Raw genomic sequence first — 26282 nt, 5'->3', positions numbered from 1 at the left:
TAAACGTTTATGATACGTTTCGCAGTCATTGGTACGAACTGGATCACACGCCAGTTCGTCGACGCCGCCCACGAAACCGGCAAATATAAGCTCACCGCAGTCTATTCCCGCAGCCTTGAGCAGGCGCAGATCTTCGCGAATGATTATCTGGTCGAACACCTGTTCACTTCGCTTGATGAGATGGCCCAAAGTGATGCCATTGATGCGGTCTATATCGCCAGCCCTAACTCCCTGCACTTTCCGCAAACGAAGCTGTTCCTCAGCCATAAAAAACATGTGATTTGCGAGAAGCCGCTGGCCTCCAATATTCAGGAAGTAGAAGCCGCTATCGCCCTGGCGCGTGAAAATCAGGTGGTGCTGTTCGAAGCGTTCAAAACCGCCAGCCTGCCGAACTTCCTGCTGTTGCAGCAGTCCCTGCCGAAGCTTGGCAACGTGCGTAAGGCTTTCATCAACTACTGCCAGTACTCGTCGCGCTACCAGCGCTACCTGGACGGCGAAAACCCGAATACCTTTAATCCGGCCTTCTCGAACGGGTCGATTATGGATATTGGCTTTTACTGTCTGGCCTCGGCAGTGGCGCTGTGGGGTGAGCCGCACAGCGTAACCGCCACGGCCAGCCTGCTGGAAAGCGGCGTAGATGCACACGGTGTCGTGGTGCTGGACTACGGTGATTTCAGCGTCACGCTGCAACACTCTAAAGTGAGTGATTCGGTGCTGCCGAGCGAAATTCAGGGTGAAGCCGGATCGCTGGTGATTGAGAAGATCTCTGAATGTCAGAAAGTGAGCTTCGTGCCGCGCGGCGGGAAAGCGCAAGAGCTGACGCAACCACAGCATATTAACACTATGCTCTATGAGGCAGAGGTCTTTGCACGGCTGGTAGAAAATAATGAAGTGAATCACCCTGGGCTTTCGGTAAGCCGCACCACGGCGAAGCTGCAAACGGAGATCCGCCGTCAGACTGGCGTGGTGTTCCCGGCAGACGAAGTGAGCGCAAAAGCGATCGCGTAAAGCTGTGTAATGAAATCATGCACACCATTGACGAAACCGATGGTCTGACATATTTTGTTACCCGCAAAGGGGAGTAACTTCTTCGCCGGTGGATCGTCATTACGATGCGTGCAAAATCGCATCCGGTCGCCGGGCAACTGAAAAGCATGGCTTTTTAGTTGTAAGTGAGACCTTGCCGGAAGGCGAGGTCTATGCATAAAAAGCTAACGGCTATCGTCTTCTGACCATGGCCGTTTTTGTTTTTTATGTGTAAGGAAAATAGTATGCATTCTGTCGGCACTCCAATGTTGTGGGGCGGATTCGCGATCGTCGTGCTTATCATGCTGGCGATAGACCTCTTTTTGCAGGGACGTCGTGGCGCACATGGCATGACCATGAAACAGGCTGCCGTTTGGTCGCTGGTATGGGTTACCCTCTCTCTTCTCTTTTGTGCCGCCTTTTGGTGGTATCTGGCCTCAACCGAAGGCCGCGCGGTTGCCGATCCTCAGGCGCTGGCGTTCCTCACGGGTTATTTGATTGAAAAAGCGCTGGCCGTGGATAACGTCTTCGTCTGGCTGATGCTATTCAGTTACTTCGCCGTTCCTGCCGCACTGCAACGCCGCGTACTGGTATACGGCGTGCTGGGGGCGATCGTTCTGCGTACCATCATGATCTTTGCCGGCAGCTGGCTGATAACCCAGTTCGAATGGCTGCTGTATGTCTTCGGCGCCTTCCTGCTGTTCACCGGGATCAAAATGGCGCTGGCGAAAGAAGACGGCTCCGCCATTGGCGATCGCCCGCTGGTGAAGTGGATCCGTGGACATCTGCGCATGACGGACAAGATCGAGAGCGAACACTTCTTCGTGCGAAAAAACGGTCTGATGTTTGCCACACCGTTGCTGCTGGTACTGATTCTGGTTGAGCTGAGCGACGTTATTTTCGCGGTAGACAGTATTCCGGCTATCTTCGCGGTGACCACTGACCCGTTCATTGTGCTGACCTCTAACCTGTTCGCGATCCTTGGCCTGCGTGCGATGTACTTCCTGCTGGCGGGCGCGGCAGAGCGCTTCTCGATGCTGAAATACGGCCTGTCGGTGATCCTGGTGTTTATCGGTATCAAGATGCTGATTGTCGATTTCTACCATATCCCGATCGCCATTTCGCTCGGAGTGGTGTTTGGCATTCTGTTCGTGACGCTGATTATCAATACCTGGGTTAATCGCCAGCACGATAAGAAGCAGCAGGTGTAGTGCGTTTTGCCCGGTGGCGCTGTGCTTACCGGGCACTCCCGTTAATCAATAGTTAAAAAACATGACGCAACACGTAAAATCCAGCATTTTACGCTTCCCTCCTCGGCCACTTTCCCTATACTCGACCAGGCAAACATTTACTTACATCCGGACATAAATGTGACTTAGAGCACATCTGGGATGGAACGCAATTTCACTTAAGGAACAACGATGACTACACAATCATCTGGCCTGCTTCAACGTCTGATGCAAGGCAGCCTCGTCAAGCAAATTCTGGTTGGTCTGGTTTTGGGGATCCTGCTGGCAATGGTATCCAAACCCGCCGCTGAAGCCACCGGGCTGCTCGGCACCCTCTTCGTGGGCGCACTCAAAGCCGTTGCCCCGGTACTGGTTCTGATGCTGGTCATGGCCTCCATCGCGAATCACCAGCACGGACAAAAAACCAACATTCGCCCTATTCTGTTCCTGTATCTTCTGGGAACCTTCTCTGCTGCATTAACTGCCGTTGTGTTTAGCTTCCTGTTCCCGTCCACGCTGCATCTGACCAGCGCCGCCGGTGATATCACACCGCCATCCGGGATTGTAGAAGTGCTTCGCGGTCTGCTGATGAGCATGGTTTCTAACCCTGTCACGGCGCTGATGGGTGGAAACTACATTGGCATCCTGGTCTGGGCGATTGGTCTGGGCTTTGCGCTGCGTCACGGTAACGACACCACGAAAAACCTGGTCAACGATATGTCCAATGCCGTGACCTTTATGGTGAAACTGGTGATTCGTTTTGCGCCTATCGGGATTTTCGGCCTGGTCTCCTCCACGCTGGCTACCACCGGTTTTGACGCGTTGTGGGGCTACGCGCAGCTGCTGGTCGTCCTGGTAGGCTGTATGCTGCTGGTGGCGCTGGTGATTAACCCGCTGCTGGTATTCTGGCAGATCCGTCGTAACCCATACCCGCTGGTGCTGACCTGCCTGCGCGAGAGCGGCGTGTACGCCTTCTTCACCCGCAGCTCTGCGGCAAATATTCCGGTTAACATGGCGCTGGCTGAGAAGCTGAACCTGGACCGCGATACCTATTCCGTGTCGATTCCGCTGGGCGCTACCGTGAATATGGCGGGCGCAGCGATTACGATTACCGTACTGTCACTGGCAGCGGTGCATACACTGGGTATTCCGGTGGATCTGCCAACGGCGCTGCTGTTGAGCGTGGTGGCATCACTTTGCGCATGTGGCGCATCAGGTGTGGCTGGCGGTTCACTGCTGCTGATCCCACTGGCCTGTAATATGTTCGGTATCCCGAATGAAATTGCAATGCAGGTCGTCGCCGTAGGCTTCATTATCGGCGTGTTGCAGGACTCCTGCGAGACTGCGCTGAACTCATCAACCGATGTCCTGTTCACCGCAGCTGCCTGTCAGGCGGAAGACGCGCGCTTAGCGAAAAACGCCCTGCGTAGCTAATCTGTCAGCCCTTCCGTCAGCGGACGGAGGGGCTATCTTCCTGCACCTGGTTTTCCACTTTAAACGGATCGATACCGCGCTGCTGCATTCGCCAGAAACGAATGATGTTCAGCCCGTTCATGATAAGAAAACTGCCTTCGATTAACGTCCCGCCAATCGACCCAAGCCAGAAATTGTGGATCACCCAGCAGCAGGTTGAACACCAGATAACGCAGCGCATCGTCAGGCCCTTACTGCGAAACAACGCCCAGGTACTGACAATGGTACCAATTACCGGTAGCAACTCGATCGGATGATGAAACTTCGCCAGCCCAATTCCCCCCGTCAGCACAATAAACACCGCCATCACCCACAGGCTGCGGGTACGCAGAGTAATGAGCGTACGTACAGTGTTGAGCATGGCGCTTGAGCCTGCCGGAAATGCGCCCATCAGGAAGAAGTGCACGCCAATAACGGCGCTGTAAACCGAAAGCTGGATTTTGAATTTCCGCTCGTCACGATTGATAAAAGTGGTGATACCAATCAGAAAGGCGATGACGCCAACACCCTGGGCCAGCCAATACGCGCTCATGAAGGAGTCCTGTGTTCAAACAAAAAGAAACGGCGCTTCATTATATGAAACGCCGTTTCGGATTTAAAGCATGATGACTTACAACGTGACGCCGCTTTTGAAGATAGCCAGCTCGCGGAAGTCGTTTTTCTCGTTACAGGTCTGCTTGCCGTTAGCGAAATCCACGATGGTATCAACGAATTCATTCAGCAGCTGCGGCATCGCTTTGCCGTGGATCAGCTGGCCGGCATCAAAGTCGATCCAGTGTTTTTTCTTCGCCGCCAGCTCGCTGTTGGTGGCAATTTTCACCGTTGGCACAAAACCGCCGTACGGTGTACCACGGCCAGTACTGAACAGCACCATGTGGCAGCCTGATCCGGCCAGCGCGCTGGTTGCCACCGCATCGTTACCCGGTGCGCTAAGCAGGTTCAGACCGTGGGTTTTCAGGCGTTCGCCATAGCGCAGCACGTCGACCACCTGACTTGCCCCTGCTTTCTGGGTACAGCCGAGCGATTTTTCTTCAAGTGTCGTGATCCCGCCCGCTTTGTTGCCCGGCGATGGGTTCTCGTAAATCGGCTGGTTGTGCGCGATGAAGTACTGTTTGAAGTCGTTCACCATGGTGACGGTTTTCTCAAACGTCTCTTCGTCGCGGCAGTGGCTCATCAGAATGCGTTCAGCACCAAACATTTCTGGCACTTCGGTCAGCACGGTGGTACCGCCGTTAACGATCATGTAATCCGAGAAACGGCCCAGCATTGGGTTCGCAGTGATGCCGGACAGGCCATCAGATCCGCCGCACTCAAGCCCGAATTTCAGCTCGCTCAGTTTGCCTGGCTCACGTTTGTCATGGCGCATCACTTCATACAGCTGATGCAGCTGCTCAAGCCCAGCTTCCACTTCATCGTCCTGGTGCTGGCACACCATAAAGTGCACGCGCTCAGGATCAAACTCACCCAGCGTTTCGCGGAAGGCATCCACCTGGTTATTTTCACAACCCAGGCCAATCACCAGTACCGCGCCCGCATTCGGGTGGCGCACCATGTTTTGCAGCATGGTGCGGGTATTAATATGGTCATCCCCTAACTGTGAACAACCGTAGGTATGGCTAAACAGGTGCACACCGTCGGTGCCTTCGGCATCGTTGGTTTCTTTCAGGAAACGCGTCTGGATTTGACGCGCGATCCCGTTAACACAGCCCACCGTCGGGAGGATCCACAGTTCGTTGCGGATCCCCACGTCACCGTTGGCACGGCGGTAAATCTGTACGTCGCGATCTGCCGCCTGCCCGATGTCCGCCGGGGATTCAGGTTGATAGCTATACTCGTCCAGATCGCTCAGATTGGTGCGGGTATTGTGGGAATGAATATGTTCACCCGCCGCAATATCCGCCAGCGCATGACCAATAGGCAAACCGTACTTCACGACGTTTTCCCCTTCGGTGATGGGGCGTATGGCAAATTTATGCCCACGTGAAATCGCCTGTCGCAACGTGACTGTCTCATTTTCGACAGTCACGTTGGTACCTTCGGTCAGATCCGCCAGTGCTACGACAACGTTATCCAGCGAATGGATTTTGATGTATTGCATATCAACCTCAAACGGCCTTAGTTCAGTTCAATGGCGAAGTAGTCACGCGCATTGTTAAAGCAGATGTTTTTTACCATTTCGCCCAGCAGCTGAATATCCGCTGGCGCTTCGCCCGCAGCCACCCAACGGCCAATCATCTGGCACAGAATGCGGCGGAAATATTCGTGACGGGTATAGGACAGGAAGCTGCGGCTGTCGGTCAGCATCCCGACAAAGCGGCTTAACAGGCCCAGTTGTGCCAGTTGCGTCATCTGACGCTCCATGCCGTCTTTCTGGTCGTTAAACCACCAGCCGGAACCGAACTGCATCTTGCCTGGCATCCCTTCGCCCTGGAAGTTACCGATCATGGTGCCCAGCACTTCGTTATCACGCGGGTTCAGGCAGTACAGGATGGTTTTAGGCAGCAGATTCTGTTCGTTCTGTTTGCTCAGCAGTTTTGACAGCTCTTCCGCCAACGGACGGTCGTTAATAGAGTCAAAGCCCACATCCGCGCCCAGCAGTTTGAACTGACGCTGGTTGTTATTACGCAGCGCACCAATGTGATACTGCTGTACCCAACCGCGACGGGCATATTCTGCACCAAGGAACACCAGTACCGCGGTTTTGAACTGGGCAACTTCATGCTCGCTTAACTGCTCACCGGACAGACGACGCGCCAGGATGCTGTCCAGCTCGGCTTCGTTTGACTCCGCGAACAGCACCACATCAAGCGCGTGGTCAGACACCTTACAGCCGTGTGCAGCAAAGTGATCCAGACGTTTGGTCAGGGCGGTTTGCAGGTCAGTGAAACGACGAATGTCGGTATCAGACACTTCCGCCAGCTTCGCCATATAGTCATTAAAGGTTGCCAGCTCAATGTTGAACGCTTTATCCGGACGCCAGCTTGGCAGCACTTTGATATCGAAAGAGGTGTCTTTCGCCACAACCGCGTGATGCTCCAGCGAGTCGATTGGATCGTCGGTAGTACCCACCATCTTCACGTTCATCTGCTTCATGATACCGCGCGCGGAAAACTTATCCTGTGCCAGCAATTCGTTGCACTGGTTCCAGATTTCATCAGCCGTGGTTGGGGAGAGCAGTTTGCCGGTAATACCAAACGGACGACGCAGCTCCAGGTGCGTCCAGTGGTATAACGGGTTGCCAATGGTGTGCGGCACGGTCGCTGCCCAGGCGTCGAACTTCTCGCGGTCAGTCGCGTCACCGGTACACAGGCGCTCAGCCACACCGTTGGTGCGCATTGCGCGCCATTTGTAGTGGTCACCTTTCAGCCAGATGTCATACAGGTTTTTGAAGCGATAATTTTCGGCAACCTGCTGCGGAGGTAAATGGCAGTGATAGTCGAAAATTGGCTGGTCTTTTGCGTAGTCGTGGTACAGCCGGCGAGCAAATTCAGTGTCTAGCAGAAAATCTTCAGTCATAAACGGAGTCATTTATCGTCTTCCTCTTAACGAGTGCGTCAAAAAGCTTATGTTCAGATGCTGCAAAGTTATCACACCAATTTCCAGAGACCGAAGTTTTTTTCGTGAGTTAGATCAATAAACGTCAACAAATAAATTACCCTCAACGGAGTAAACCCTCTCGCAGCCCGCACCAGAACTGGCTTTGCGTGCAGAACATAATATCCCCACAAAGAATCACACTTTTGTGATGTCACTCACCTTTTAAAGTTGTATGACAAGTTATCTTTTCGCCGTCGCAACAATTAGCCGACGGAATGCATTACTGGTGTGAAAAACATCGGATTTAACGGTACGGATACCGACTTATGCACGATTACTTATGGCAAGGTTCGGGCCGTTCCGGGAAATTATCCCGGTTACGCCCCTCCCGTTACACAACAGCTCCCGGAAACGGTTGAGAGGTTGCCGTGCCCCGGCACGGAAATAACATAACGATGAGGTTTTACATGCGTAAAATTAAAGGGTTACGTTGGTACATGATTGCACTGGTGACGTTGGGCACCGTGCTGGGCTACCTGACACGTAACACCGTGGCAGCAGCGGCTCCTACGTTGATGGAAGAATTGCATATCTCCACACAGCAATACTCTTACATCATTGCTGCTTACTCCGCGGCTTACACCGTAATGCAGCCTGTAGCAGGTTATGTTCTTGATATTCTTGGTACTAAAATCGGGTATGCGTTCTTCGCGGTCGCATGGGCCATTTTCTGCGGTGCAACAGCACTGGCAGGCAGTTGGGGCGGTCTGGCACTGGCGCGCGGTGCGGTAGGTGCAGCTGAAGCCGCCATGATCCCGGCAGGCCTGAAAGCCAGCTCCGAGTGGTTCCCGGCGAAAGAACGTTCTATTGCGGTCGGTTACTTTAACGTGGGTTCTTCCATTGGTGCGATGATTGCTCCGCCACTGGTGGTCTGGGCTATCGTGATGCACAGCTGGCAGATGGCGTTCATCATCTCTGGTGTCCTGAGCTTTGCATGGGCAATGGCGTGGCTGATTTTCTATAAACACCCACGCGACCAGAAAAAACTGTCTACTGAAGAACGTGATTACATCATTGGCGGTCAGGAATCTCAGCACCAGACCAACAACGGCAAAAAAATGACTGTCTGGCAGATTCTGGGCACCCGTCAGTTCTGGGGTATCGCACTGCCACGCTTCCTGGCAGAACCAGCCTGGGGTACGTTTAACGCCTGGATCCCACTGTTCATGTTTAAAGTGTATGGCTTTAACCTGAAAGAGATCGCGATGTTCGCCTGGATGCCAATGCTGTTCGCTGACCTGGGTTGTATCGTGGGGGGTTACCTGCCACCGCTGTTCCAGCGCTGGTTTGGTGTGAACCTGATTGTCTCTCGTAAAATGGTTGTTACCATGGGTGCACTGCTGATGATTGGCCCAGGTATGATTGGTCTGTTCACCAGCCCATACGTAGCAATTGGCCTGCTGTGTATTGGTGGCTTTGCTCACCAGTCCCTGTCTGGCGCACTGATTACGCTCTCATCAGACGTCTTTGGTCGTAACGAAGTGGCAACGGCAAACGGCCTGACCGGTATGGCTGCCTGGACCGCGAGTACCATGTTTGCTCTGGTGGTTGGTGCTCTGGCAGATACCATCGGCTTTAGCCCACTGTTCGCCGTACTGGCTGTCTTCGACCTGCTGGGTGCGATAGTTATCTGGACAGTGCTGAAAAGCAAATCGGCAGAAGAGTTGCAGAAAGAGTCCGTTGGGGGACCCGCAACGCAGAGTTAGCGTTGATGATGTTATGCCGGGTGACGGCTTCGCCTTACCCGGCCTACAAAATCCAATAAAACCGCAGGCCGGGTCAACCCGGCGAGTACAGCAAGAAAGCCGCCTTAGGGCGGCTTTTTTCATGGCGAAATCTGGAGACTGGCTCGCAAAAGTGGTATAACAAATAATCCGTCGTACCCTGCCTGGAGCGCATATGGAAATCACCGAATCACGTCGTTTATATCAGCAACTTGCTGCCGAGCTGAAAGATCGCATCGAGCAAGGTGTCTATCTTGTCGGTGATAAACTGCCTGCTGAACGCTTTATTGCTGATGAGAAAAGCGTGAGCCGCACGGTGGTGCGTGAAGCCATCATTATGCTGGAAGTCGAAGGCTATGTTGAAGTACGCAAAGGCTCCGGTATTCATGTGATTTCCAACCAGGCAAAACACTCCCCGGTGCCGGACGAAAGTCTGGAGTTCGCCAGCTACGGGCCGTTTGAGTTGCTTCAGGCACGTCAGCTGATCGAGAGCAATATTGCCGAATTTGCCGCCACGCAGGTGACCAAGCAGGACATCATGAAACTGATGGAAATCCAGGAGAATGCGCGTAAGGAAAAATGCTTCCGCGATTCAGAATGGGACTTGCAGTTCCATGTTCAGGTTGCGCTGGCAACGCAAAATACCGCCCTGGCAGCAATTGTTGAAAAAATGTGGACTCAGCGCGTTCATAACCCGTACTGGAAGAAATTGCACGATCACATCGATTTGCGCACCGTGGATAACTGGTGCGACGATCACGACCAAATTCTTAAAGCGCTGATTCGTAAAGACCCACACGCGGCAAAACTGGCCATGTGGCAGCACCTGGAAAATACCAAGCAGATGCTGTTTAACGAAACCAGTGATGACTTCGAATTTAACGCCGATCGCTATCTTTTTGCTGATAATCCTGTCGTTCATCTCGATACGGCGGCCAATCTCGCAAAATAGTTCCCCTTTCCGCTGACAGGCGCTTCGCTGCGCCTTTCGGCGCAGGTGGGTAAGCAAAACATATATAGTGTCAGCCTTTGTAAATCCCCTCGCTCACCTTCATTGCTTAAGCCAAAATCATTCCGCCCGTACAAAATCTGTGACGCAGAACGTTGGGCTTTGTTACAATTGGATTCAATTTGCTCTCTTGTAAGTTAGTGCTTGCATACCAGCCATTTAACAGGGAACAGTTCTGGCCACCACCAATGTGTCCGCGAGCGACCATAATGAAATCATAAAAATGTCGCCGTACTGTTTTTCCCGGATAACAGGCGTGACGTTAACCGATTTCCAGGAACACTGAATGGAACTTTTGACCCAACTACTACATGCCTTATGGGCTCAGGACTTCGAAACGCTGGCCAATCCGTCTATGATTGGGATGCTCTATTTCGTTTTGTTTATGATCCTGTTTCTTGAGAATGGATTGCTTCCTGCCGCCTTCCTGCCTGGCGACAGTTTGTTAGTGCTGGTTGGCGTGCTTTGTGCCAAAGGTGCAATGGCATTCCCCCAGACCATCCTGCTATTAACTATTGCTGCAAGCCTCGGCTGCTGGGTGAGCTATATCCAGGGACGATGGCTGGGTAATACGCGCATCGTGCAAAACTGGCTTTCGCATCTCCCGGCGCATTACCACCAGCGGGCGCACCACCTGTTCCACAAACATGGGCTTTCAGCGCTGCTGATTGGCCGTTTCATCGCGTTTGTACGCACCTTATTGCCCACCATTGCAGGGCTTTCTGGCCTGAGCAGCACACGCTTCCAGTTCTTTAACTGGATGAGTGGCCTGCTGTGGGTGCTGATCCTGACGACGTTAGGCTACGCACTTGGCAAAACGCCTGTGTTTATGAAATATGAAGACCAGTTAATGTCATGCCTGATGCTGCTGCCAGTTGTGCTTCTGGTCTTTGGTCTGGTCGGTTCGCTGGTTGTCCTGTGGAAGAAAAAATACGGAGCCAAGGGATAACAATGGTCATTTCACCGTTATCCCTGCGCCGCTTGTCTTACGCATTGATTGTGCTGGTATTCATCAGCGCAATGCTGCTGGTATGGACGGCGCTCCAGCACCAGGAATCCACACTGGCAATCCGACCGGTGAATCAAGGAGCCAGCGTGCCAGACGGTTTTTCCATCTGGCATCACCTGGATGCAAACGGGATCCGCTTCAAGAGCATCACGCCGCAAGATGATGTTTTACTGATTAAATTTGACTCCAGTGCGCAAAGCGCGGCAGCCAAAGCCGTGCTCGACAGAACGTTGCCGCATGGATACATCATTGCTCAGCAGGAAGATGACAGCCAGCCAGCGGCCTGGTTGTCACTACTGCGCGACACATCACACCGGTTTGGATAATCTCCAGGATTCTGAATCTTTTCACTCACTTTGGTGATTACCCCGTTTACTTACTATGCTTAAGTACGCGGAGCATCATATCTATGTTCTTCGCATGACTTTGGACATCGGCGCACTCCCCGGACGTGCTGCAAACAATGGAAGGTTCCAATAATGAAATACCGCATCACCCTGGCTCTGGCCCTTTTTTCATTAAGCACAGCCTCTTTCGCCACCTCCCTGTGTCTGGAGAAGGAGAAAGATATTCAGCGAGAAATCAGTTATGCCGAAAAGCATAACAATCAGAACCGAATCAATGGCTTGAAAAAAGCGCTTAGCGAAGTGAAAGCTAACTGTTCCGACAAAGAGCTTCGCGCCAGCCACCAGAAGAAAATCGCGGCGCAAAAGGATGAAGTTGCCGAGCGCCGTCGCGATCTTCAGGAAGCGAAAGAGAAAGGGGATGCGGATAAAATTGCCAAACGCGAGAAGAAACTGAAAGAAGCGCAAGACGAACTGAACGCGCTGGAATCCCGCGATTATTGAGTTAACGGAAGTCTCACAGGAGAAAATCATGTCAAAAGATACTACGTCAGAAAACCTGCGCGCTGAGTTGAAATCCCTGGCGGATACCCTTGAAGAAGTGCTGAACTCCTCTACCGATAAATCAAAGGAAGAAGTCAGCAAACTGCGCAGTAAAGCCGAGCAAGCATTGAAAGAGAGCCGTACCCGCCTGGGTGAAACCGGTGATGCCCTGGCTAAGCAGACCCGTGAAGCGGCTGCACGCGCTGACGAATACGTTCGCGATAACCCATGGACTGGTGTAGGCATTGGTGCCGCTGTTGGTGTGGTTCTGGGTGTCCTGCTCACGCGTCGTTGATTATGGAAGATAATCGTCATACTGAAGGTCCGGCAAAGAACATTATTGGCATCGGACAGCGGATATTAACCACGCTCGTCGGTATTGCTGAAACGCGTATTCGTCTGGCCGTGGTTGAACTGGAAGAAGAGAAAGCCAATATCTTCCAGATCCTGCTGATGCTCGGTCTTACACTCCTCTTTGCCGCATTTGGCCTGATGAGCCTGCTGGTACTGGTTATCTGGGTTGTCGATCCTCAGTATCGTCTGAATGCCATGATTGCGACCACCGTAGTGTTGCTGTTGGGTGCTGTGATAGGTGGTATCTGGACGCTGCAAAAAGCGCGCAAATCTACGCTACTGCGTCATACCCGTCAGGAGCTTGCAGCCGACCGCACGCTACTGGAGGACGACAAGCCATGAGCAGCAAAACCGAGCTCAGGCAGCGAAAAGCGTTTCTGTTAAGCCAGATCCAGCAGCAACGGCTGGATCTGGCCGCCAGCCGTCGCGACTGGGTGGATGCGACACGCCCTCTGGATCGTAGCTGGAATACCTTCCTGAACCTGCGTTCATGGGTACTGGTCGGCAGCAGCGTGATGGCAATCTGGGGTGTACGTCATCCCAGCAAGCTGATTCGCTGGACGCGTCGCGGCTTTGGTGTCTGGAGCGCCTGGCGTCTGGTAAAGGCAACCCTTCGTCAGCAGCAACTGCGATAGTCTTCTCGCCGGGTGGCGCTGCGCCTCCCCGGCAAAATCCCCCTTACTCAATATCTTTGATAAAGATTGACAGTTTTCCTTGCTAACAATTGTCACTCGTCACGTTTATGATTCTCTCCATCGACAGCAAAGACGCGGTATCTACCCGAATTTGCACACAAATAAAGATCAGCCGCTCATGTGGTTTCCTGGAGAGTAAAATGAAAAAATTAGAAGATGTTGGTGTACTGGTAGCACGCATTCTGATGCCAATTCTGTTCATCGTTGCAGGTTGGGGCAAAATCACCGGTTATGCGGGTACACAACAGTATATGGAAGCAATGGGCGTGCCGGGGTTCCTGCTGCCACTGACCATTCTGCTTGAGTTCGGCGGCGGCCTGGCAGTACTGTTCGGCTTCCTGACCCGTACCACTGCACTGTTTACCGCGGGCTTCACACTGCTGACAGCATTTATCTTCCACAGCAACTTTGCGGAAGGTGTGAACTCCCTGATGTTCATGAAAAACCTGACTATCGCTGGCGGCTTCCTGCTGTTGGCTGTGACCGGTCCTGGCGCATTCAGCATCGACCGTGTTCTGAATAAGAAGTGGTAAGCACGCTATACTGATTTAAAAAAGCGAGGAGATATCTCCTCGCTTTTGCTATCTGACGGAGGAGGAAAAAATGGGACAACTCGTAGACGGCGTCTGGCAGGATGTCTGGTATGACACTAAATCCACCGGAGGACGCTTCAAGCGCTCTGTTTCGGCCTTCCGTAACTGGCTTACCGCCGATGGCGCGCCAGGCCCCAGCGGTGAAGGTGGTTTTGCAGCCGAAAAAGACCGTTATCATCTCTACGTTTCACTCGCCTGCCCGTGGGCACACCGCACGCTGATGGTGCGTAAACTCAAAGGTCTGGAATCATTACTGCCTGTCTCAGTTGTTAATCCGCTGATGCTGGAAAACGGCTGGACATTCGACAGTGATTTTCCTGCCGCAACGGGTGACGACCTTTACCATCACGATTTTCTGTACCAGCTCTATCTGCGCGCAGATCCGCACTATACCGGCCGCGTCACCGTACCGGTGCTCTGGGACAAGAAAAACCAGACGATCGTCAGTAATGAATCGGCTGAAATCATCCGCATGTTCAACACCGCATTTGATGCGCACGGCGCCCGCGCCGGTGATTACTATCCGGTTGAGCTGCGCGATAAAATTGATGAGCTGAACAGCTGGATCTACGACAACGTGAACAACGGTGTCTACAAAGCCGGTTTTGCCACCAGCCAGGAAGCCTATGACGAAGCGGTCGCGAACGTCTTTACATCGCTGGAGCGCCTGGAGCAGATCCTCGGTCAGCATCGCTACCTGACGGGTGATCGCCTGACGGAAGCGGACATCCGTCTGTGGACTACGCTGGTACGTTTTGATCCGGTCTACGTTACCCACTTTAAGTGCGATAAACATCGTATCAGCGACTATCTGAACCTGTACGGGTTCCTGCGTGACATCTACCAGATACCGGGCATTGCTGAAACGGTCGATTTTGGCCATATCCGCACCCACTACTACCGCAGCCATAAAACCATCAACCCAACGGGCATTATTTCTATTGGGCCATGGCAGGATCTGGATGAGCCGCACGGGCGCGACGTTCGATTTGGATAAATATTTAGGGCATCAATAGATGCCCTTTTTTAATTCACAATATCCATCTATCCTTACTTTGATTGCTTAGAAAACAAGTGATTGACTGATCATTGAGGCAAGGAAAAAATGGACTGGTATTTAAAAGTACTGCGCAACTACATTGGATTTGGTGGCCGTGCCCGCCGCAAAGAGTACTGGATGTTCGTTCTGGTGAACTTCGTCCTGATCATGGTGCTGGGCATTGTCGATAAAATTCTCGGCTGGGAACGGGCTGGCGGTGAAGGTGTTCTCACTACAATTTATGGCCTGTTGGTTCTGCTGCCATCATGGGCCGTGCTGTTCCGCCGGCTGCATGACACCGACCGTTCGGCCTGGTGGCTACTGCTGCTGTTGATCCCGATTATCGGCTGGCTGGTGATTCTGGTCTTTAACTGTCAGAGCGGCACGCCGGGTGAAAACCGCTTTGGTGCCGATCCTAAACTCAACGCCTGATTCGTTGCCCGGTAGCTTTTGCTTACCGGGCCTACGAACCTATTTATTGTAGTGGGCAAACAGCTTCGGTATTTCTCGCAAACACCACGACTTCGCTTCTCCCATGCTGTCACGGCGCCACGCCATAATAATATCGACCTCACTGGTGTACTCCGGACTCACCACGCGCAGCCGTCCTTCGGCGATATCTTTTTCGACGAAGGGATAAGGCATGGTCGCCATCCCGAGGCCAGCCAGCAGCGCCTGGCGCTTATCTTCCAGCGATGTCACCGTCAGACGCGGCTGCTTATCCAGCAGCTGTACCGTTAATACCGGGCGCTCACGCGCGGTATCTGCTACCGCCACACCGCGATATTTCACGCGTGTCACTTCAGACAGCGGCTCAGGCTCCTGGTGGATCGGATGATTCGGTGCGGCGACGTAGACGTTCATCACACTGTAAAGCTTACGGGAGTTGATTTCAGACGATGAACGGAAGTGCATATCCGGTGCAATCACGATGTCCGCCCTGCCCGTTTCCAGACGCTCCCATGCCCCCGCCAGCACTTCGGTAATGATCGACAGCTGGGTGTTGGCTTTATCCGCCAGGCGGTCCACCAACGGGAACAGCGCCTCAGTAGGCACGAGTGCTTCAGTTACCAGCGTCAGATGCGTTTCCCAGCCACGCGCCAGCGCTTCGGCGTCGGTGGTTAGTTTATCGGCCGCTTCCAGCAGCACACGGCCACGCTCCAGCAGCATCCGGCCAACGTTGGTGAATTTTGTTCTATGACCGGAACGATCGAATAACACCACATCCAGCTCTTCTTCCAGCTTCTGCATGGTGTAGCTCAGCGCAGACGGAACGCGCCCCAGTTCATCTGCCGCAGCGGCAAAGCTGCCACGCCTGTCAATCGCGTCCATGACGCGAAGCGCCTCAAGCGTCAATGCTCTTTCTTTTGCCATTTCGTTCTCATTCAGGAAATTTGAACATACCAGGCAGAATATCTGGCTAACAATGAAGCGTCCATACCTTTACCATTGTTTTAGTGTAAAGAGAGGTCAAGTTTTATGATTACGACAAGAACAGCTAAACAATGCGGACAAGCTGATTTCGGTTGGCTCCAGGCCCGCTACACCTTTTCCTTTGGACACTACTTTGACCCAAAACTCCTCGGTTACGCATCACTGCGCGTATTGAACCAGGAAGTGCTCGCCCCAGGCGCGTCCTTCCAGCCGCGCACGTATCCGAAAGTCGATATCCTGAACCTGATCCTGGAAGGCGAAGCAGAATACCGCGACAGCGAGGGCAATCATGTCCAGGCGAAGGCTGGCGAAGCGTTGCTGATTTCAACGCAACCCGGCATTAGCTACAGCGAGCATAATCTCAGCAAAGAAAAGACGCTGACCCGAATGCAGCTGTGGCTGGATGCCTGCCCTGAGCGGGAAAATCCGCTACTACAGAAGATAGATCTGAAGGGCGATAAACAGCAGCTGCTTGCATCGCCTGATGGCAGCAACGGCAGCCTGCAACTGCGCCAGCAAGTGTGGCTGCACCATATCGAACTGAAAAAAGGTGAGCAGGTGAGTTTCCAGCTCCACGGCCCGCGCGCCTATTTACAGTCGATTCATGGCACGGTACATGCAGTGACGCACACGGAAGAAAAAGAAGCGCTCACCTGCGGTGACGGGGCGTTTATTCGTGATGAAGCGAATATTACGCTGGTGGCCGATACGCCGCTGCGCGCGCTGTTGATTGATTTGCCGGTATAACGTAAAAACCCTCTCCTCCTGGAGGAGAGGGGAAACACCTACACCTTACTCGCCATTATCTCAATGATCTGCCGGTCTGTTGCCTGCATCGAGCGGCACGCCAGTGAGCACAGATTAGCGATAGACTGCTCAACATCGTGCGCGACAATCCCTTCATTGCCTGTCACAGCTGAATCATCCAGCGCCATCATCACCGCCTTCCAGGCGCTCCCGACGCTGGTTGATACCTTCATCGCGCAGCTGTTAGACGCTCCGTCACAGATAATCCCGCTGACATCACCGATCATGCTGCTGATGGCCATCGCAATCGTCTGGTAACGCCCGTCCATCAGCCACGCCATTCCTGCCGCCGCGCCCATGGCCGCCGTTGTTGCAGCGCACAGCGCCGACAAGCGCGGAAGCTGGTAATGGATATAGATGGCCGCCAGATGCGACAACATCAATGCCCGGGCAAGACGTTCATCATCAGCCTGAACATACTCAGCCACCACCACAACCGGCATAGTCGCGGTGATCCCCTGATTGCCCGAGCCGGAGTTACTCATAGCTGGTAACGTTGCGCCACCCATTCTGGCATCAGAGGCCGCACTGGTGCGGATAATAATGTCTGAACCTATATCCTGCGCCATCCATCCACGCGCGCGCTGTTTATGCAGAGTGGCACCAATGTGCAGCCCCCACTTTCCGCTTAGCCCTTCGCGAGAGAGCGCATCGTTCAGACGTGCCGCTTCCAGGATAAAGCGGATCGCATCGAACGGTACCTGCTTCACAAATTCGACGATCTGCGACAGCGTGGTGTGTGAAAACACCGCCAGCGGATCGCCGCCCATCTCATCGGGCTGCTCGTTAAGGACAAAGCGCGTTTCACCCTGACAAACGATCTCCACGACGCGGGTATGCCCACCGGCAATGGTGACCATTGCAGATGTGTTGCCAGCTTGAACGCAGGCGCGGGAATAAAGGATCTCATCGCAAGGTTCTTGCAGCTTCACCTGTACCCGTCCGGCTTGCAGAAGTGCTTTTGCCTTTGCCAACGCGTCGCCTGAGGCATCTTTCAACACCTCCAGCCCGGCCTGCGCGTTACCGCCAATAGCGCCCAGTGCTGCGGCAATGGGTAGCCCGACCATGCCTGTTCCCGGTACCGTAACGCCAAGCCCGTTTTTCATCAGGTTTGGCGACACCCACGCATCTATCTGCGTGACCTCACCGGGAAGTTGTTCCGCGGCAATGGCACAGGCCAGCGCCAGTGAGACAGGCTCTGTACACCCCAGCGCAGGTTTAACTTCTTCCTGCACGGCACGAATAAAATGGTTCCATAAAGGGTTGATTTGCTCAGACATCGTTACGACCTTTATTGCTCCTCAGGAGAACGCGAGGAAAGGAGAAACACAAAGCAGCAGCCCGGTGATGACAATAATCACCAGAGATACGCCTTTATATTTATGTAGCGCGGGGACTTTGTAGACCAGCCACGCTGGGATCAGGCAGCCAACCATTCCAAAGATAGGGCTACAAATAGAAGTGAAGCTCAGGACCGGTGCGTTTAAGACAATGGCGCTCCAGGCGAGCAGGATGGCGAACAGCATGATCCCACGCTGAACGGTACGTTCATTGATATTCTCTGCCGGCATTCTGCGGCGCAGGATATTCATCACAATGCCCTGCGTGGCTTCGCGAAAGCCGAGATAAACGCCGAAGAAGGCAGTCATAACGGCGAAAATATTCAGGATCACGCTGACGATTTTGACCCAGCCCGCACCGTCGCCGCTAATAAACTGTGCAGCGATCGCCAGAGCCGAAATATTTTGCTCATAGGCTTTTACCGCCTCATCGTGACCCATCGCCAGCGTGAAGGAGACGGCATAGAAGAAAACCGTCACAAACAGCACGCCAAAGGCAATATTCATCGCTCGTAGCGCTTTGTGTCGCGCCACTTCAACCGATTTTTCCCGGGAACGATAAGAGATAACCATCGGGCTTAAGGTCTGGATAAACAGAATCGACGTTAAGGTGAAAGGCAGCGTAATAATGGCGTTTTTGATCAGCAACCCCATCGGTGGCAGCATACCGACGTTGGCTAAATGCCAGAGGCCAATCATCGACAGCCCCAGAGCGGCAACCACAAATAGCTTGGTGAGCACCATCAGGCTGGAAACTTTGAACAACAACTTTTCACCACGAGATGAAATAGCCACCAAAATACAAATCAAAAATAAACCGTAGAACGGGTTTTCTGAAAGCAAACCGTCGGTGATGCCGAAGGTGTGCAGATACGAAGCGCTGTCGTTAGTGATGGCGGTGGAATAGACAAACATCCAAATCACCAGCATCACAAAATAAAGTGCCCCTAATAAAATCCCCCAGTTTTTCCCCAGATAACCGCTAATCACGCTCGGGTAATCTTTGCACTCCGGGGATTCCGCCAGCGTATTAATAAACAGGCGCTGGAACAGATACATGGCCGGATAACCAATAATCGACGAGAGCAAAAAGACCCACAGCCCCATTAACCCCACCTGCACCGGGAGAAAAACGATCCCCGCGCCGATGGCCATCCCGATACTCATAATGACCCAGCCCGTGTCGGTGCTGTCGAATTTAATGGCCTCGCACCATTCGCTTTCACTCATCCCTGCCCGCCTTGCCGCGGGAGAGTCGTTCACAATCACACTGCTATTTGTTGCCGTATCCATAAGGCACTCGCTTATTTTGTAGGGTAAACAGTTGTTTTTATAAGGTTCTGCCCACCAGCGATAATGAGCCAGACGTTTGCAGGTGCTTGTTATTAGAGTGAAAAGATCATACCTGGAGAGAGGGAGAAAAAAGTCACAAGTTTTATGTGGCTTTTACGTAATGGGAGGAAAAATTACTTCGATATATAGAAATTAAGCGTGATTTTTCTAAAAGTGATGGGGATCAAGAAATAAAAAACCCGCGCCAGGCGCGGGTCAGAAATCATTCAGCCAGCGCATTCGCCATATCGGTTCGAATCTGCTTACGCTGTTCAGGCGTCAGCACCTGGCTTACGTCGAAGTAGTATTTCACGCGGTAGTAGCGGGTCTGTTCTTCAATTTTGCTGAAAGCCGCCAACTGGCTTTTCACCGTGCTTTCATTCCATTTTCCGGCCTGGAACATGTCGATTAACGCGCCATCTTTCACGCCCGTCATTGGGATTTTAGCGACGTTTTGTTCCAGCGCCTGATGCAGCGATTCAATCTTCTTCACCTGCTCGTTACTGAGCTTCAGGTGCTGTACCAGCGGATCCTGCGAAGGCGACGGCGCGGCTTCAACATTGGCCGCCTGTGCCGTAAAACTGCACACTGCCAGCGACGCAGCAACCAAAGCAATACGGGTCATTTTCATCATCTTACTGTCCTTAAATACTGTTTACGTGGAAAACAGGTGCATTGTTTTTCAAGAGCGGATGAATATGTGTGAATAATTATATAAACAATTTTGTATGTTAAGCGGACAAAAAAAGCCCCCTGCTGGAAGGGGGCATGGTTGCTGGCTTATATCAGATCGCTTGCGTAAACGTCCTTGAAATCACATCCTGCTGCTGCTCACGCGTCAGCGCATTAAAACGCACCGCATAGCCTGAAACGCGGATCGTCAGGTTCGGATAATTCTCTGGATGTTCGATAGCATCCATCAGCATTTCCCGGTTCATGACGTTGACGTTCAGATGCTGCCCGCCTTCGATGGCCGCTTCGTGATGGAAATACCCGTCCAGTAACCCTACCAGGTTGGTTTTGCGCACCATTTCATCTTTACCCAGTGCCTGCGGCACAATCGAGAAAGTATAGGAGATGCCATCTTTCGCGTAAGTAAACGGCAGCTTCGCCACTGAGGTTAATGATGCCACAGCCCCTTTCCGGTCGCGCCCGTGCATCGGGTTTGCCCCCGGGGCGAACGGCGTGCCGCCGCGGCGTCCGTCCGGTGTGTTACCGGTCTTCTGGCCGTAAACCACGTTAGAGGTAATGGTCAGAATAGACTGGGTCGGCACCGCGTTGCGGTAGGTTGGCAACGCCTGAATTTTCTTCATAAAACGTTCAACCAGGTCGCAGGCAATGCTGTCCACACGGTCATCATTGTTGCCGTACTGCGGGTAATCGCCTTCTATTACGAAGTCGACCGCCAGGCCGGTGTGGTCACGCACCGGTTTCACCGTGGCGTATTTAATGGCCGACAAGGAATCAGCCGCGACCGACAACCCCGCGATCCCACATGCCATCGTGCGATGTACATCCCGGTCATGCAGCGCCATCAGCGAGGCTTCATAGCTGTACTTATCATGCATGTAGTGAATAAGATTCAGTGCGCTGATGTACTGCACCGCCAGCCAGTCCATAAAGTGATCCAGGCTCGCCATAACGGTGTCGTATTCCAGCACATCATCCAGCAGTGGTTCGGTTTTCGGTCCGACCTGGATTTTCAGCTTCTCATCCACCCCGCCGTTGATTGCGTACAGCAGCGTTTTAGCAAGGTTGGCACGCGCGCCAAAGAACTGCATCTGCTTGCCAATTACCATCGGGCTAACGCAGCAGGCAATGGCGTAGTCATCGCTGTTGAAATCGGCACGCATCAGGTCGTCATTCTCATACTGAAGTGATGAGGTAACAATCGACACCTGCGCGGCGTATTTTTTGAAAGCAATCGGAAGTTGTTCCGACCAGAGAATGGTCAGGTTTGGCTCTGGTGCAGGCCCCATGGTGTGCAGCGTGTGCAAATAACGGAAGCTGTTTTTGGTTACCAGCGTGCGGCCATCCAGCCCCATACCGCCGATCACTTCTGTAGCCCAGATAGGATCGCCTGAGAAGAGAGTGTCGAATTCCGGGGTGCGCAGGAAGCGTACCATGCGGATCTTCATGATGAAGTGGTCAATCAACTCCTGCGCCTGCACCTCATTTATCCTTCCGGCGTGCATATCGCGTTCAATATAGATATCGAGGAAGCTGGCCGTACGCCCGAGCGACATCGCCCCGCCGTTCTGCGATTTCACCGCCGCCAGATAGGCAAAATAGACCCACTGCACCGCTTCCTGCGCATTCATCGCCGGACGAGAAATATCAAAGCCATAGTTCGACGCCATCTGCTGAATTTGCAGCAATGCGCGCTTATGTTCAGCCAACTCTTCACGCAGGCGGATCGTGGCTTCCAGATCTTCACCGCGCTCCAGTTTTGACTGAAGATCCGCGAACTGGAGTTCACGCTCACGCACCAGATAGCTAATGCCATACAACGCCACGCGACGATAGTCCCCAATGATGCGCCCACGTCCGTAACCGTCCGGTAGGCCCGTCAGCACCCCCGATTTACGACAGCGCATCATCTCCGGTGAGTAGACATCAAATACGCCCTGATTATGGGTTTTACGCAGGTCGGTAAACAGATATTCAAACTGCGGATCCATCTCGCGCCCGTAGGCTTCAAAAGAGCTGCGGATCATGTTGATCCCGCCATACGGATGCAGCGCGCGCTTGAGCGGTTTATCGGTTTGCAGGCCGACGATCGTCTCCAGATCTTCGTCGATGTAGCCCGGCCCGTGGGCGGTAATGGTGGTAGCGATATTGGTGTCGAAATCCACCGGGGCATGGGTGGTATTCTCCTGGCGAATACCGACCATCACCTTCTGCCACAGCGCCGTCGTTGCAGGCGTCGCCTGCGCGAGGAAAGCTTCATCGCCTTCATAAGGGGTGTAGTTATGCTGAATAAAATCGCGCACGTTAACGGCGTCTTTCCATTCTTCACCGCGAAACCCGGCCCATGCATCACTGTAGGGTGCAACGCTCGTATCGATTGTTACTTTCATGACATTCTCGCTTTATCAGGCGTAAGCCGCAGCCGGGGTCACCTTTCCAAGACGGAGGGCGTCCAGCGCGATCATTTTTTCTTCATTAGTTGGGATCACCGCGCAGGCCACGCGGGATAAATCAGTGGAAATAACGCGCTCACCCGCACTGCCCGGTAGCGCGTTTTTGGCTTCATCCAGGATGATGCCAAAAACCTTCAGGTGCTCTGCCACCAGGGCGCGAATGAGGATTGAGTTCTCGCCAATGCCTCCGGTAAAGACCACGCCATCCAGACGATGCAGTGATGCCGCGTGGCCGGCGATATGCCGCGCAATGCGATGGACAAAGGTGTTTATCGCCAGCTGTGCCCGCTGATGCCCGTTATGCCAGGCCTTTTCCAGGGTGCGCAAATCGGACGACAACCCGGAGATCCCCAGCAGGCCGGACTCCTTATTCACAACGCGCTCCAGATCCTCAAAAGATTGCCCCGTTTGCTGGCCAATCCACGCCATCGCGCCAAAATCGACATCCCCGCAGCGCGTGCCCATCACCAGTCCTTCCAGCGGCGTCATTCCCATGGAGGTATCCACGCTTTCGCCGTTACGCACCGCGCAGATAGAGGCGCCGTTACCGAGATGAGCGATGACCAGACCGCTGTCATCTCCTGATAACGCCAGCAACTGATGCGCCTGCCCAGAAACATAGCGGTGAGAAGTGCCATGGAAACCGTAGCGACGCACGCCCAGCTCTTCAAAATAGTGATAAGGCAGTCCGTACAGATACGCTTGCGGTGGCAGCGTCTGGTGGAAACTGGTATCAAACACCGCCACCTGCTGCACGCCGGGGAATAACTGCTGTGCGGCTTCCACACCGCTTAAGTTGGCGTAGTTATGCAGGGGCGCTAGCGCGGAAACCTGGCGAATCTGTTCAATAACCTGTTCGGTGATAAGGGTCGACTCGCTGAAGAGTTCACCACCGTGAGCAATGCGGTGGCCAATTAAGGCCACACTGCTCATCAGGTTGCGTTTTTCCAGCTCCAGGGCGATGGCAGCCAGCGCCCCTTCGTAGTCATGGTGAGCCAGTCTGGCTGGCTCACCCCCATTCACGGAAATAAAGGCTTTTTCAGTATTGATACCGTCTGCAATGCCCGTCACCAGGGCATCGCAGCTGCTGGCGTCCAGTACCGAAAACTTAACAGAGGACGATCCGCAGTTAATAACCAGTACTACCGGAAATTCAATCATGGTGTGACTCCGCTCATCCTGAGCTTTGATTTAGAACAGTTTGTATACGATATTCAAAATGGTCAGCAGGCCGACAACGGTGACAAAAATGTTCTCCGTTCTGCCTTTGTATTTCGCCAGCGCTGGGGTCTTGCGGATGGCATACATTGGCAGCAGACACAGCAGAGAGGCGATGATTGGCGCGCCCATAGCTTCGATAAGGTCGAGAATGTTCGGGTTGGCGTAGGCCACAATCCAGGTAGAGCCCATGATGAAGACCATGCTGATGGTGTTCAGTTTGCCCACCGAAACTTTCTTCTTATCGCCCTTGTAACCAAACTTCAGGACAAGGCCGTTCATCCCTTCCAGCGTGCCGAGGTAGTGGCCGAAGAAAGATTTGAAGATAGCGACCAGCGCAATGATCGACGCACCGTATTCCAGAACCGTCGCAAACGTAGATTTAGTTCCTGACATCGACGCAAAGTGGTTCGCCAGGTATGAGAGCACCGGGATGTTCTGCGCTTTGGCTTCCGCCATGTTCTCCGGAGAGAGCGTAAACAGGCAGCTAAAGGCGAAGAACATCACTACGGCGACCATCAACAGGCTGGCGCGACCGATGATTTTGGAACATTTTTGCTCGGTGAACTCTTTGCCGAACTCCGGTTCGTACTCTTCACGTTTCGACACCACGAATGAAGAGACGATAGGTGAGAAGTTAAAGGAGAAGACCATGATGGAAATCCCCAGCCAGACGGTAACCAGAATACCGTCATGCCCGGTAAAGGCAATGTCACTCAGGTTGACCTGGTCGATAACTGCGGAGTTCCAGTATGGGATCAGCGACAGGGAAATCAGCACCAGGCTTGCGATAAACGGGAACACCAGGAAGCTCATGACCTTCACCATCAGGTCTTTACCAAACCAGATAACAAAGGCCATTAGCAGCAACAGGAACAGCGCCACGAAGCCGCGGTTCAGCGCAGGCAACTGGAGCTGATTTTCCCAGAAGGTCATGAATGTGTTGGTAATGGTGACGCCGTAAATCCACAGCAGCGGGCAAATGGCAAAGAAGTAGAGGAAGGTGATCACCACCCCGCCGGTTTTACCAAAATGCTCTTCCACTGTCTCGGTGATGTTGCCGGAAACATTGCTACCGGACAGGCACAAACGCGCCAGCGCGCGGTGGCAATAAAACGCAATCGGGAAGGCGAGTACCAGCATCAGCAGGATGGGAATCAAACCGCCAAAGCCTGCACGAATGGGGAAGAACAGCACGCCTGCGCCAATGGCGGTACCAAACAGGCCGAGCGTCCAGGTGGTATCAGACTTACGCCAGGTGGACGTTTTTGTCTGGCCAACGATAATGCTTTCAGTGTTGCTCATAGGTCATCCTTTTATGCGTCAACAAAGCCGGTAATTTGGGAAACGCGGGACAGGTCGATATTGCCGCCGGAAATAATGCACACGGTTTTACGGCCCTGAATATAATGATCAAGCTTGCCGCTTAATAACGCCGCACACGCCAGTGCGCCAGCACCTTCAGTGACCACTTTATTTCGCTGAATGAGGGCAATCATACTGTTGCGAATATCGTCTTCACTGACCAGTACAATGTCGTCAACTAATTCACGAACAATTTCGAAGGTTAAATTCCCCGGACGAGAAACATCGCAACCATCGGCTAATGTACCGGTGGTACGGTGATTCATTATTTCTCCGGCATAATAGGATGCTGCCATACCGTGAACATTTTCAGACTGTACGCCAATAATATTAATGGTTGGGTTAATGGATTTAATGGCTGTTGCAATCCCGGCAATTAAACCACCGCCGCCAATGGGCACAATCACGTTATCGACATCGTATAAATCTTCGAGGATTTCCAGACCAATGGTGCCCTGTCCGGCAATGACTTTAGGGTCGTCATAAGGCGGGATAAAAATACGCCCTTCCATCTCAACAATTTCACTCACTTTGGCAATGGTGTCGTTGAAGTTCTCACCGTGCAGCACCACTTCTGCCGAGTAGTCACGTGTTGCTGCGACTTTGGATTTCGGCGCGCCCATCGGCATCACCACTTTGCCGTCGATACCGAGCATCGCGCAGGAAAGAGAGACGCCCTGCGCGTGGTTGCCCGCTGAACATGCCACCACACCTTTACGTTTTTCGGCATCGGTCAACGAACTTAATTTATTAAATGCACCGCGAATTTTAAAGGAACCGGTACGCTGCATATTTTCAAACTTCAGGAATATCTCACCTTTACAACGTTCGCTGAGATAGTTTGAGCGCGGCATTCCGGTTTTATATATTTTTCCTGCCAGTCGTTTTCTGGCGTCCTGAATATCTTCAATTGTCACCGGGAGATCGTAGGTAATGTGCATAATATCCTCGTTATAATAATTCATTTTTTTCAGGCAAGATCAGGGTGTCAGAGTTTTAACAAGTTAA

At 52.9% G+C, this 26282-nt stretch carries 26 protein-coding genes; 15 read left to right on the top strand and 11 right to left on the bottom strand.

Features of this window, described 5'->3' with window-relative positions:
• Positions 1-9 precede the first annotated feature (9 nt).
• From ACS603_RS10490 to sstT, 3 genes are all read left to right on the top strand, one after another.
• Positions 10-1008 (top strand): Gfo/Idh/MocA family protein, encoded by a 999-nt coding sequence (locus ACS603_RS10490; protein ID WP_474944191.1) that lies wholly within the window; start codon positions 10-12, stop codon positions 1006-1008.
• A 263-nt stretch (positions 1009-1271) separates the two neighbouring features.
• A complete protein-coding gene (locus ACS603_RS10485; RefSeq protein WP_182062550.1) occupies positions 1272-2237 on the top strand; it encodes a TerC family protein in 966 nt (321 codons plus the stop codon).
• 210 nt (positions 2238-2447) lie between these two features.
• Positions 2448-3689 carry a serine/threonine transporter SstT gene (sstT, locus tag ACS603_RS10480; RefSeq protein ID WP_182062551.1) on the top strand — a complete coding sequence of 414 codons (1242 nt, stop codon included), beginning with the start codon at positions 2448-2450 and terminating at the stop codon, positions 3687-3689.
• A 16-nt stretch (positions 3690-3705) separates the two neighbouring features.
• On the opposite strand, the gene ACS603_RS10475 is transcribed toward sstT, so the two are convergent.
• The 3 genes from ACS603_RS10475 to uxaC all read right to left on the bottom strand — a co-directional run bounded on the left by ACS603_RS10475 (position 3706) and on the right by uxaC (position 7256).
• Positions 3706-4260: a YgjV family protein gene (locus tag ACS603_RS10475; protein ID WP_446491551.1), complete on the bottom strand. Its 555-nt coding sequence runs from the start codon at positions 4258-4260 to the stop codon at positions 3706-3708.
• Between the two features lie 78 nt (positions 4261-4338).
• A complete protein-coding gene (locus ACS603_RS10470; RefSeq protein WP_474944190.1) occupies positions 4339-5826 on the bottom strand; it encodes a UxaA family hydrolase in 1488 nt (495 codons plus the stop codon).
• A 17-nt stretch (positions 5827-5843) separates the two neighbouring features.
• Positions 5844-7256, bottom strand: a complete 1413-nt coding sequence (uxaC, locus tag ACS603_RS10465; RefSeq protein ID WP_182062554.1) for a glucuronate isomerase — start codon at positions 7254-7256, stop codon at positions 5844-5846.
• A gap of 476 nt (positions 7257-7732) precedes the next feature.
• Here uxaC and ACS603_RS10460 point away from each other — a divergent pair, with 476 nt between their 5' ends.
• The 11 genes from ACS603_RS10460 to ACS603_RS10410 all read left to right on the top strand — a co-directional run bounded on the left by ACS603_RS10460 (position 7733) and on the right by ACS603_RS10410 (position 15067).
• On the top strand, positions 7733-9031 hold the full coding sequence (locus ACS603_RS10460) for an MFS transporter (RefSeq protein WP_182062555.1): 1299 nt from the start codon (positions 7733-7735) through the stop codon (positions 9029-9031).
• Positions 9032-9224: 193 nt separating this feature from the next.
• Complete coding sequence (gene exuR, locus ACS603_RS10455) at positions 9225-10001, top strand: transcriptional regulator ExuR (protein WP_182062556.1); 777 nt, start codon at positions 9225-9227, stop codon at positions 9999-10001.
• Positions 10002-10344: 343 nt separating this feature from the next.
• Positions 10345-11007 (top strand): DedA family general envelope maintenance protein YqjA, encoded by a 663-nt coding sequence (gene yqjA / locus ACS603_RS10450; RefSeq protein WP_182062557.1) that lies wholly within the window; start codon positions 10345-10347, stop codon positions 11005-11007.
• A 2-nt stretch (positions 11008-11009) separates the two neighbouring features.
• Positions 11010-11393: an EnvZ/OmpR regulon moderator MzrA gene (mzrA, locus tag ACS603_RS10445; RefSeq protein WP_182062558.1), complete on the top strand. Its 384-nt coding sequence runs from the start codon at positions 11010-11012 to the stop codon at positions 11391-11393.
• Between the two features lie 153 nt (positions 11394-11546).
• On the top strand, positions 11547-11915 hold the full coding sequence (locus tag ACS603_RS10440) for a DUF1090 domain-containing protein (RefSeq protein ID WP_315686901.1): 369 nt from the start codon (positions 11547-11549) through the stop codon (positions 11913-11915).
• 28 nt (positions 11916-11943) lie between these two features.
• Positions 11944-12249: an ElaB/YgaM/YqjD family protein gene (locus tag ACS603_RS10435; protein WP_014071847.1), complete on the top strand. Its 306-nt coding sequence runs from the start codon at positions 11944-11946 to the stop codon at positions 12247-12249.
• 2 nt (positions 12250-12251) lie between these two features.
• Complete coding sequence (locus ACS603_RS10430) at positions 12252-12650, top strand: phage holin family protein (protein ID WP_182062560.1); 399 nt, start codon at positions 12252-12254, stop codon at positions 12648-12650.
• Positions 12647-12943, top strand: a complete 297-nt coding sequence (locus ACS603_RS10425; protein ID WP_166718003.1) for a YqjK-like family protein — start codon at positions 12647-12649, stop codon at positions 12941-12943. The genes ACS603_RS10430 and ACS603_RS10425 overlap by 4 nt, the downstream gene beginning before the upstream one ends.
• 200 nt (positions 12944-13143) lie before the next feature.
• Complete coding sequence (locus ACS603_RS10420; protein ID WP_182062561.1) at positions 13144-13536, top strand: DoxX family protein; 393 nt, start codon at positions 13144-13146, stop codon at positions 13534-13536.
• 70 nt (positions 13537-13606) lie between these two features.
• On the top strand, positions 13607-14593 hold the full coding sequence (locus ACS603_RS10415) for a glutathione S-transferase family protein (protein WP_182062562.1): 987 nt from the start codon (positions 13607-13609) through the stop codon (positions 14591-14593).
• Positions 14594-14701: 108 nt separating this feature from the next.
• Positions 14702-15067, top strand: a complete 366-nt coding sequence (locus ACS603_RS10410; protein ID WP_182062563.1) for a DUF805 domain-containing protein — start codon at positions 14702-14704, stop codon at positions 15065-15067.
• Positions 15068-15106: 39 nt separating this feature from the next.
• On the opposite strand, the gene ACS603_RS10405 is transcribed toward ACS603_RS10410, so the two are convergent.
• A complete protein-coding gene (locus ACS603_RS10405) occupies positions 15107-16009 on the bottom strand; it encodes a LysR family transcriptional regulator (protein ID WP_182062564.1) in 903 nt (300 codons plus the stop codon).
• A gap of 105 nt (positions 16010-16114) precedes the next feature.
• Between ACS603_RS10405 and ACS603_RS10400 the strand changes: the two genes are divergently transcribed.
• Positions 16115-16816 carry a pirin family protein gene (locus tag ACS603_RS10400; RefSeq protein ID WP_182062565.1) on the top strand — a complete coding sequence of 234 codons (702 nt, stop codon included), beginning with the start codon at positions 16115-16117 and terminating at the stop codon, positions 16814-16816.
• A gap of 38 nt (positions 16817-16854) precedes the next feature.
• Here the strand turns inward: ACS603_RS10400 and ACS603_RS10395 are convergent, their stop codons facing one another.
• From ACS603_RS10395 to tdcB, 7 genes are all read right to left on the bottom strand, one after another.
• Positions 16855-18156: an L-cysteine desulfidase family protein gene (locus tag ACS603_RS10395; protein ID WP_474944189.1), complete on the bottom strand. Its 1302-nt coding sequence runs from the start codon at positions 18154-18156 to the stop codon at positions 16855-16857.
• 21 nt (positions 18157-18177) lie between these two features.
• Positions 18178-19509 carry an SLC5/6 family protein gene (locus tag ACS603_RS10390; protein ID WP_182062567.1) on the bottom strand — a complete coding sequence of 444 codons (1332 nt, stop codon included), beginning with the start codon at positions 19507-19509 and terminating at the stop codon, positions 18178-18180.
• Between the two features lie 262 nt (positions 19510-19771).
• Positions 19772-20182, bottom strand: a complete 411-nt coding sequence (locus ACS603_RS10385; protein WP_182062568.1) for a Spy/CpxP family protein refolding chaperone — start codon at positions 20180-20182, stop codon at positions 19772-19774.
• Between the two features lie 151 nt (positions 20183-20333).
• Complete coding sequence (pflB, locus tag ACS603_RS10380) at positions 20334-22628, bottom strand: formate C-acetyltransferase (RefSeq protein ID WP_315686904.1); 2295 nt, start codon at positions 22626-22628, stop codon at positions 20334-20336.
• 15 nt (positions 22629-22643) lie between these two features.
• Positions 22644-23852, bottom strand: coding sequence for a propionate kinase (gene tdcD, locus ACS603_RS10375; RefSeq protein WP_182062573.1), 1209 nt, complete (start codon positions 23850-23852; stop codon positions 22644-22646).
• A 30-nt stretch (positions 23853-23882) separates the two neighbouring features.
• A complete protein-coding gene (gene tdcC / locus ACS603_RS10370) occupies positions 23883-25214 on the bottom strand; it encodes a threonine/serine transporter TdcC (protein WP_182062574.1) in 1332 nt (443 codons plus the stop codon).
• An 11-nt stretch (positions 25215-25225) separates the two neighbouring features.
• A complete protein-coding gene (tdcB, locus tag ACS603_RS10365) occupies positions 25226-26215 on the bottom strand; it encodes a bifunctional threonine ammonia-lyase/L-serine ammonia-lyase TdcB (protein ID WP_182063474.1) in 990 nt (329 codons plus the stop codon).
• Positions 26216-26282 lie beyond the last annotated feature (67 nt).

It is taken from the genome of Enterobacter sp. Li2LvB3 (assembly GCF_056156645.1).
Note: the sequence above shows the minus strand (reverse complement) of the source record. Positions and strands in the feature narration are given on the sequence as shown.

What these genes read in the sequence shown, in the direction of transcription:
- ACS603_RS10490 (WP_474944191.1), top strand. Translation starts at nt 10, where the DNA reads ATGATACGTTTCGCAGTCATTGGTACGAACTGGATCACACGCCAGTTC.
- ACS603_RS10485 (WP_182062550.1), top strand. Translation starts at nt 1,272, where the DNA reads ATGCATTCTGTCGGCACTCCAATGTTGTGGGGCGGATTCGCGATCGTC.
- sstT (WP_182062551.1), top strand. Translation starts at nt 2,448, where the DNA reads ATGACTACACAATCATCTGGCCTGCTTCAACGTCTGATGCAAGGCAGC.
- ACS603_RS10475 (WP_446491551.1), bottom strand. Translation starts at nt 4,260, where the DNA reads ATGAGCGCGTATTGGCTGGCCCAGGGTGTTGGCGTCATCGCCTTTCTG.
- ACS603_RS10470 (WP_474944190.1), bottom strand. Translation starts at nt 5,826, where the DNA reads ATGCAATACATCAAAATCCATTCGCTGGATAACGTTGTCGTAGCACTG.
- uxaC (WP_182062554.1), bottom strand. Translation starts at nt 7,256, where the DNA reads ATGACTCCGTTTATGACTGAAGATTTTCTGCTAGACACTGAATTTGCT.
- ACS603_RS10460 (WP_182062555.1), top strand. Translation starts at nt 7,733, where the DNA reads ATGCGTAAAATTAAAGGGTTACGTTGGTACATGATTGCACTGGTGACG.
- exuR (WP_182062556.1), top strand. Translation starts at nt 9,225, where the DNA reads ATGGAAATCACCGAATCACGTCGTTTATATCAGCAACTTGCTGCCGAG.
- yqjA (WP_182062557.1), top strand. Translation starts at nt 10,345, where the DNA reads ATGGAACTTTTGACCCAACTACTACATGCCTTATGGGCTCAGGACTTC.
- mzrA (WP_182062558.1), top strand. Translation starts at nt 11,010, where the DNA reads ATGGTCATTTCACCGTTATCCCTGCGCCGCTTGTCTTACGCATTGATT.
- ACS603_RS10440 (WP_315686901.1), top strand. Translation starts at nt 11,547, where the DNA reads ATGAAATACCGCATCACCCTGGCTCTGGCCCTTTTTTCATTAAGCACA.
- ACS603_RS10435 (WP_014071847.1), top strand. Translation starts at nt 11,944, where the DNA reads ATGTCAAAAGATACTACGTCAGAAAACCTGCGCGCTGAGTTGAAATCC.
- ACS603_RS10430 (WP_182062560.1), top strand. Translation starts at nt 12,252, where the DNA reads ATGGAAGATAATCGTCATACTGAAGGTCCGGCAAAGAACATTATTGGC.
- ACS603_RS10425 (WP_166718003.1), top strand. Translation starts at nt 12,647, where the DNA reads ATGAGCAGCAAAACCGAGCTCAGGCAGCGAAAAGCGTTTCTGTTAAGC.
- ACS603_RS10420 (WP_182062561.1), top strand. Translation starts at nt 13,144, where the DNA reads ATGAAAAAATTAGAAGATGTTGGTGTACTGGTAGCACGCATTCTGATG.
- ACS603_RS10415 (WP_182062562.1), top strand. Translation starts at nt 13,607, where the DNA reads ATGGGACAACTCGTAGACGGCGTCTGGCAGGATGTCTGGTATGACACT.
- ACS603_RS10410 (WP_182062563.1), top strand. Translation starts at nt 14,702, where the DNA reads ATGGACTGGTATTTAAAAGTACTGCGCAACTACATTGGATTTGGTGGC.
- ACS603_RS10405 (WP_182062564.1), bottom strand. Translation starts at nt 16,009, where the DNA reads ATGGCAAAAGAAAGAGCATTGACGCTTGAGGCGCTTCGCGTCATGGAC.
- ACS603_RS10400 (WP_182062565.1), top strand. Translation starts at nt 16,115, where the DNA reads ATGATTACGACAAGAACAGCTAAACAATGCGGACAAGCTGATTTCGGT.
- ACS603_RS10395 (WP_474944189.1), bottom strand. Translation starts at nt 18,156, where the DNA reads ATGTCTGAGCAAATCAACCCTTTATGGAACCATTTTATTCGTGCCGTG.
- ACS603_RS10390 (WP_182062567.1), bottom strand. Translation starts at nt 19,509, where the DNA reads ATGGATACGGCAACAAATAGCAGTGTGATTGTGAACGACTCTCCCGCG.
- ACS603_RS10385 (WP_182062568.1), bottom strand. Translation starts at nt 20,182, where the DNA reads ATGATGAAAATGACCCGTATTGCTTTGGTTGCTGCGTCGCTGGCAGTG.
- pflB (WP_315686904.1), bottom strand. Translation starts at nt 22,628, where the DNA reads ATGAAAGTAACAATCGATACGAGCGTTGCACCCTACAGTGATGCATGG.
- tdcD (WP_182062573.1), bottom strand. Translation starts at nt 23,852, where the DNA reads ATGATTGAATTTCCGGTAGTACTGGTTATTAACTGCGGATCGTCCTCT.
- tdcC (WP_182062574.1), bottom strand. Translation starts at nt 25,214, where the DNA reads ATGAGCAACACTGAAAGCATTATCGTTGGCCAGACAAAAACGTCCACC.
- tdcB (WP_182063474.1), bottom strand. Translation starts at nt 26,215, where the DNA reads ATGCACATTACCTACGATCTCCCGGTGACAATTGAAGATATTCAGGAC.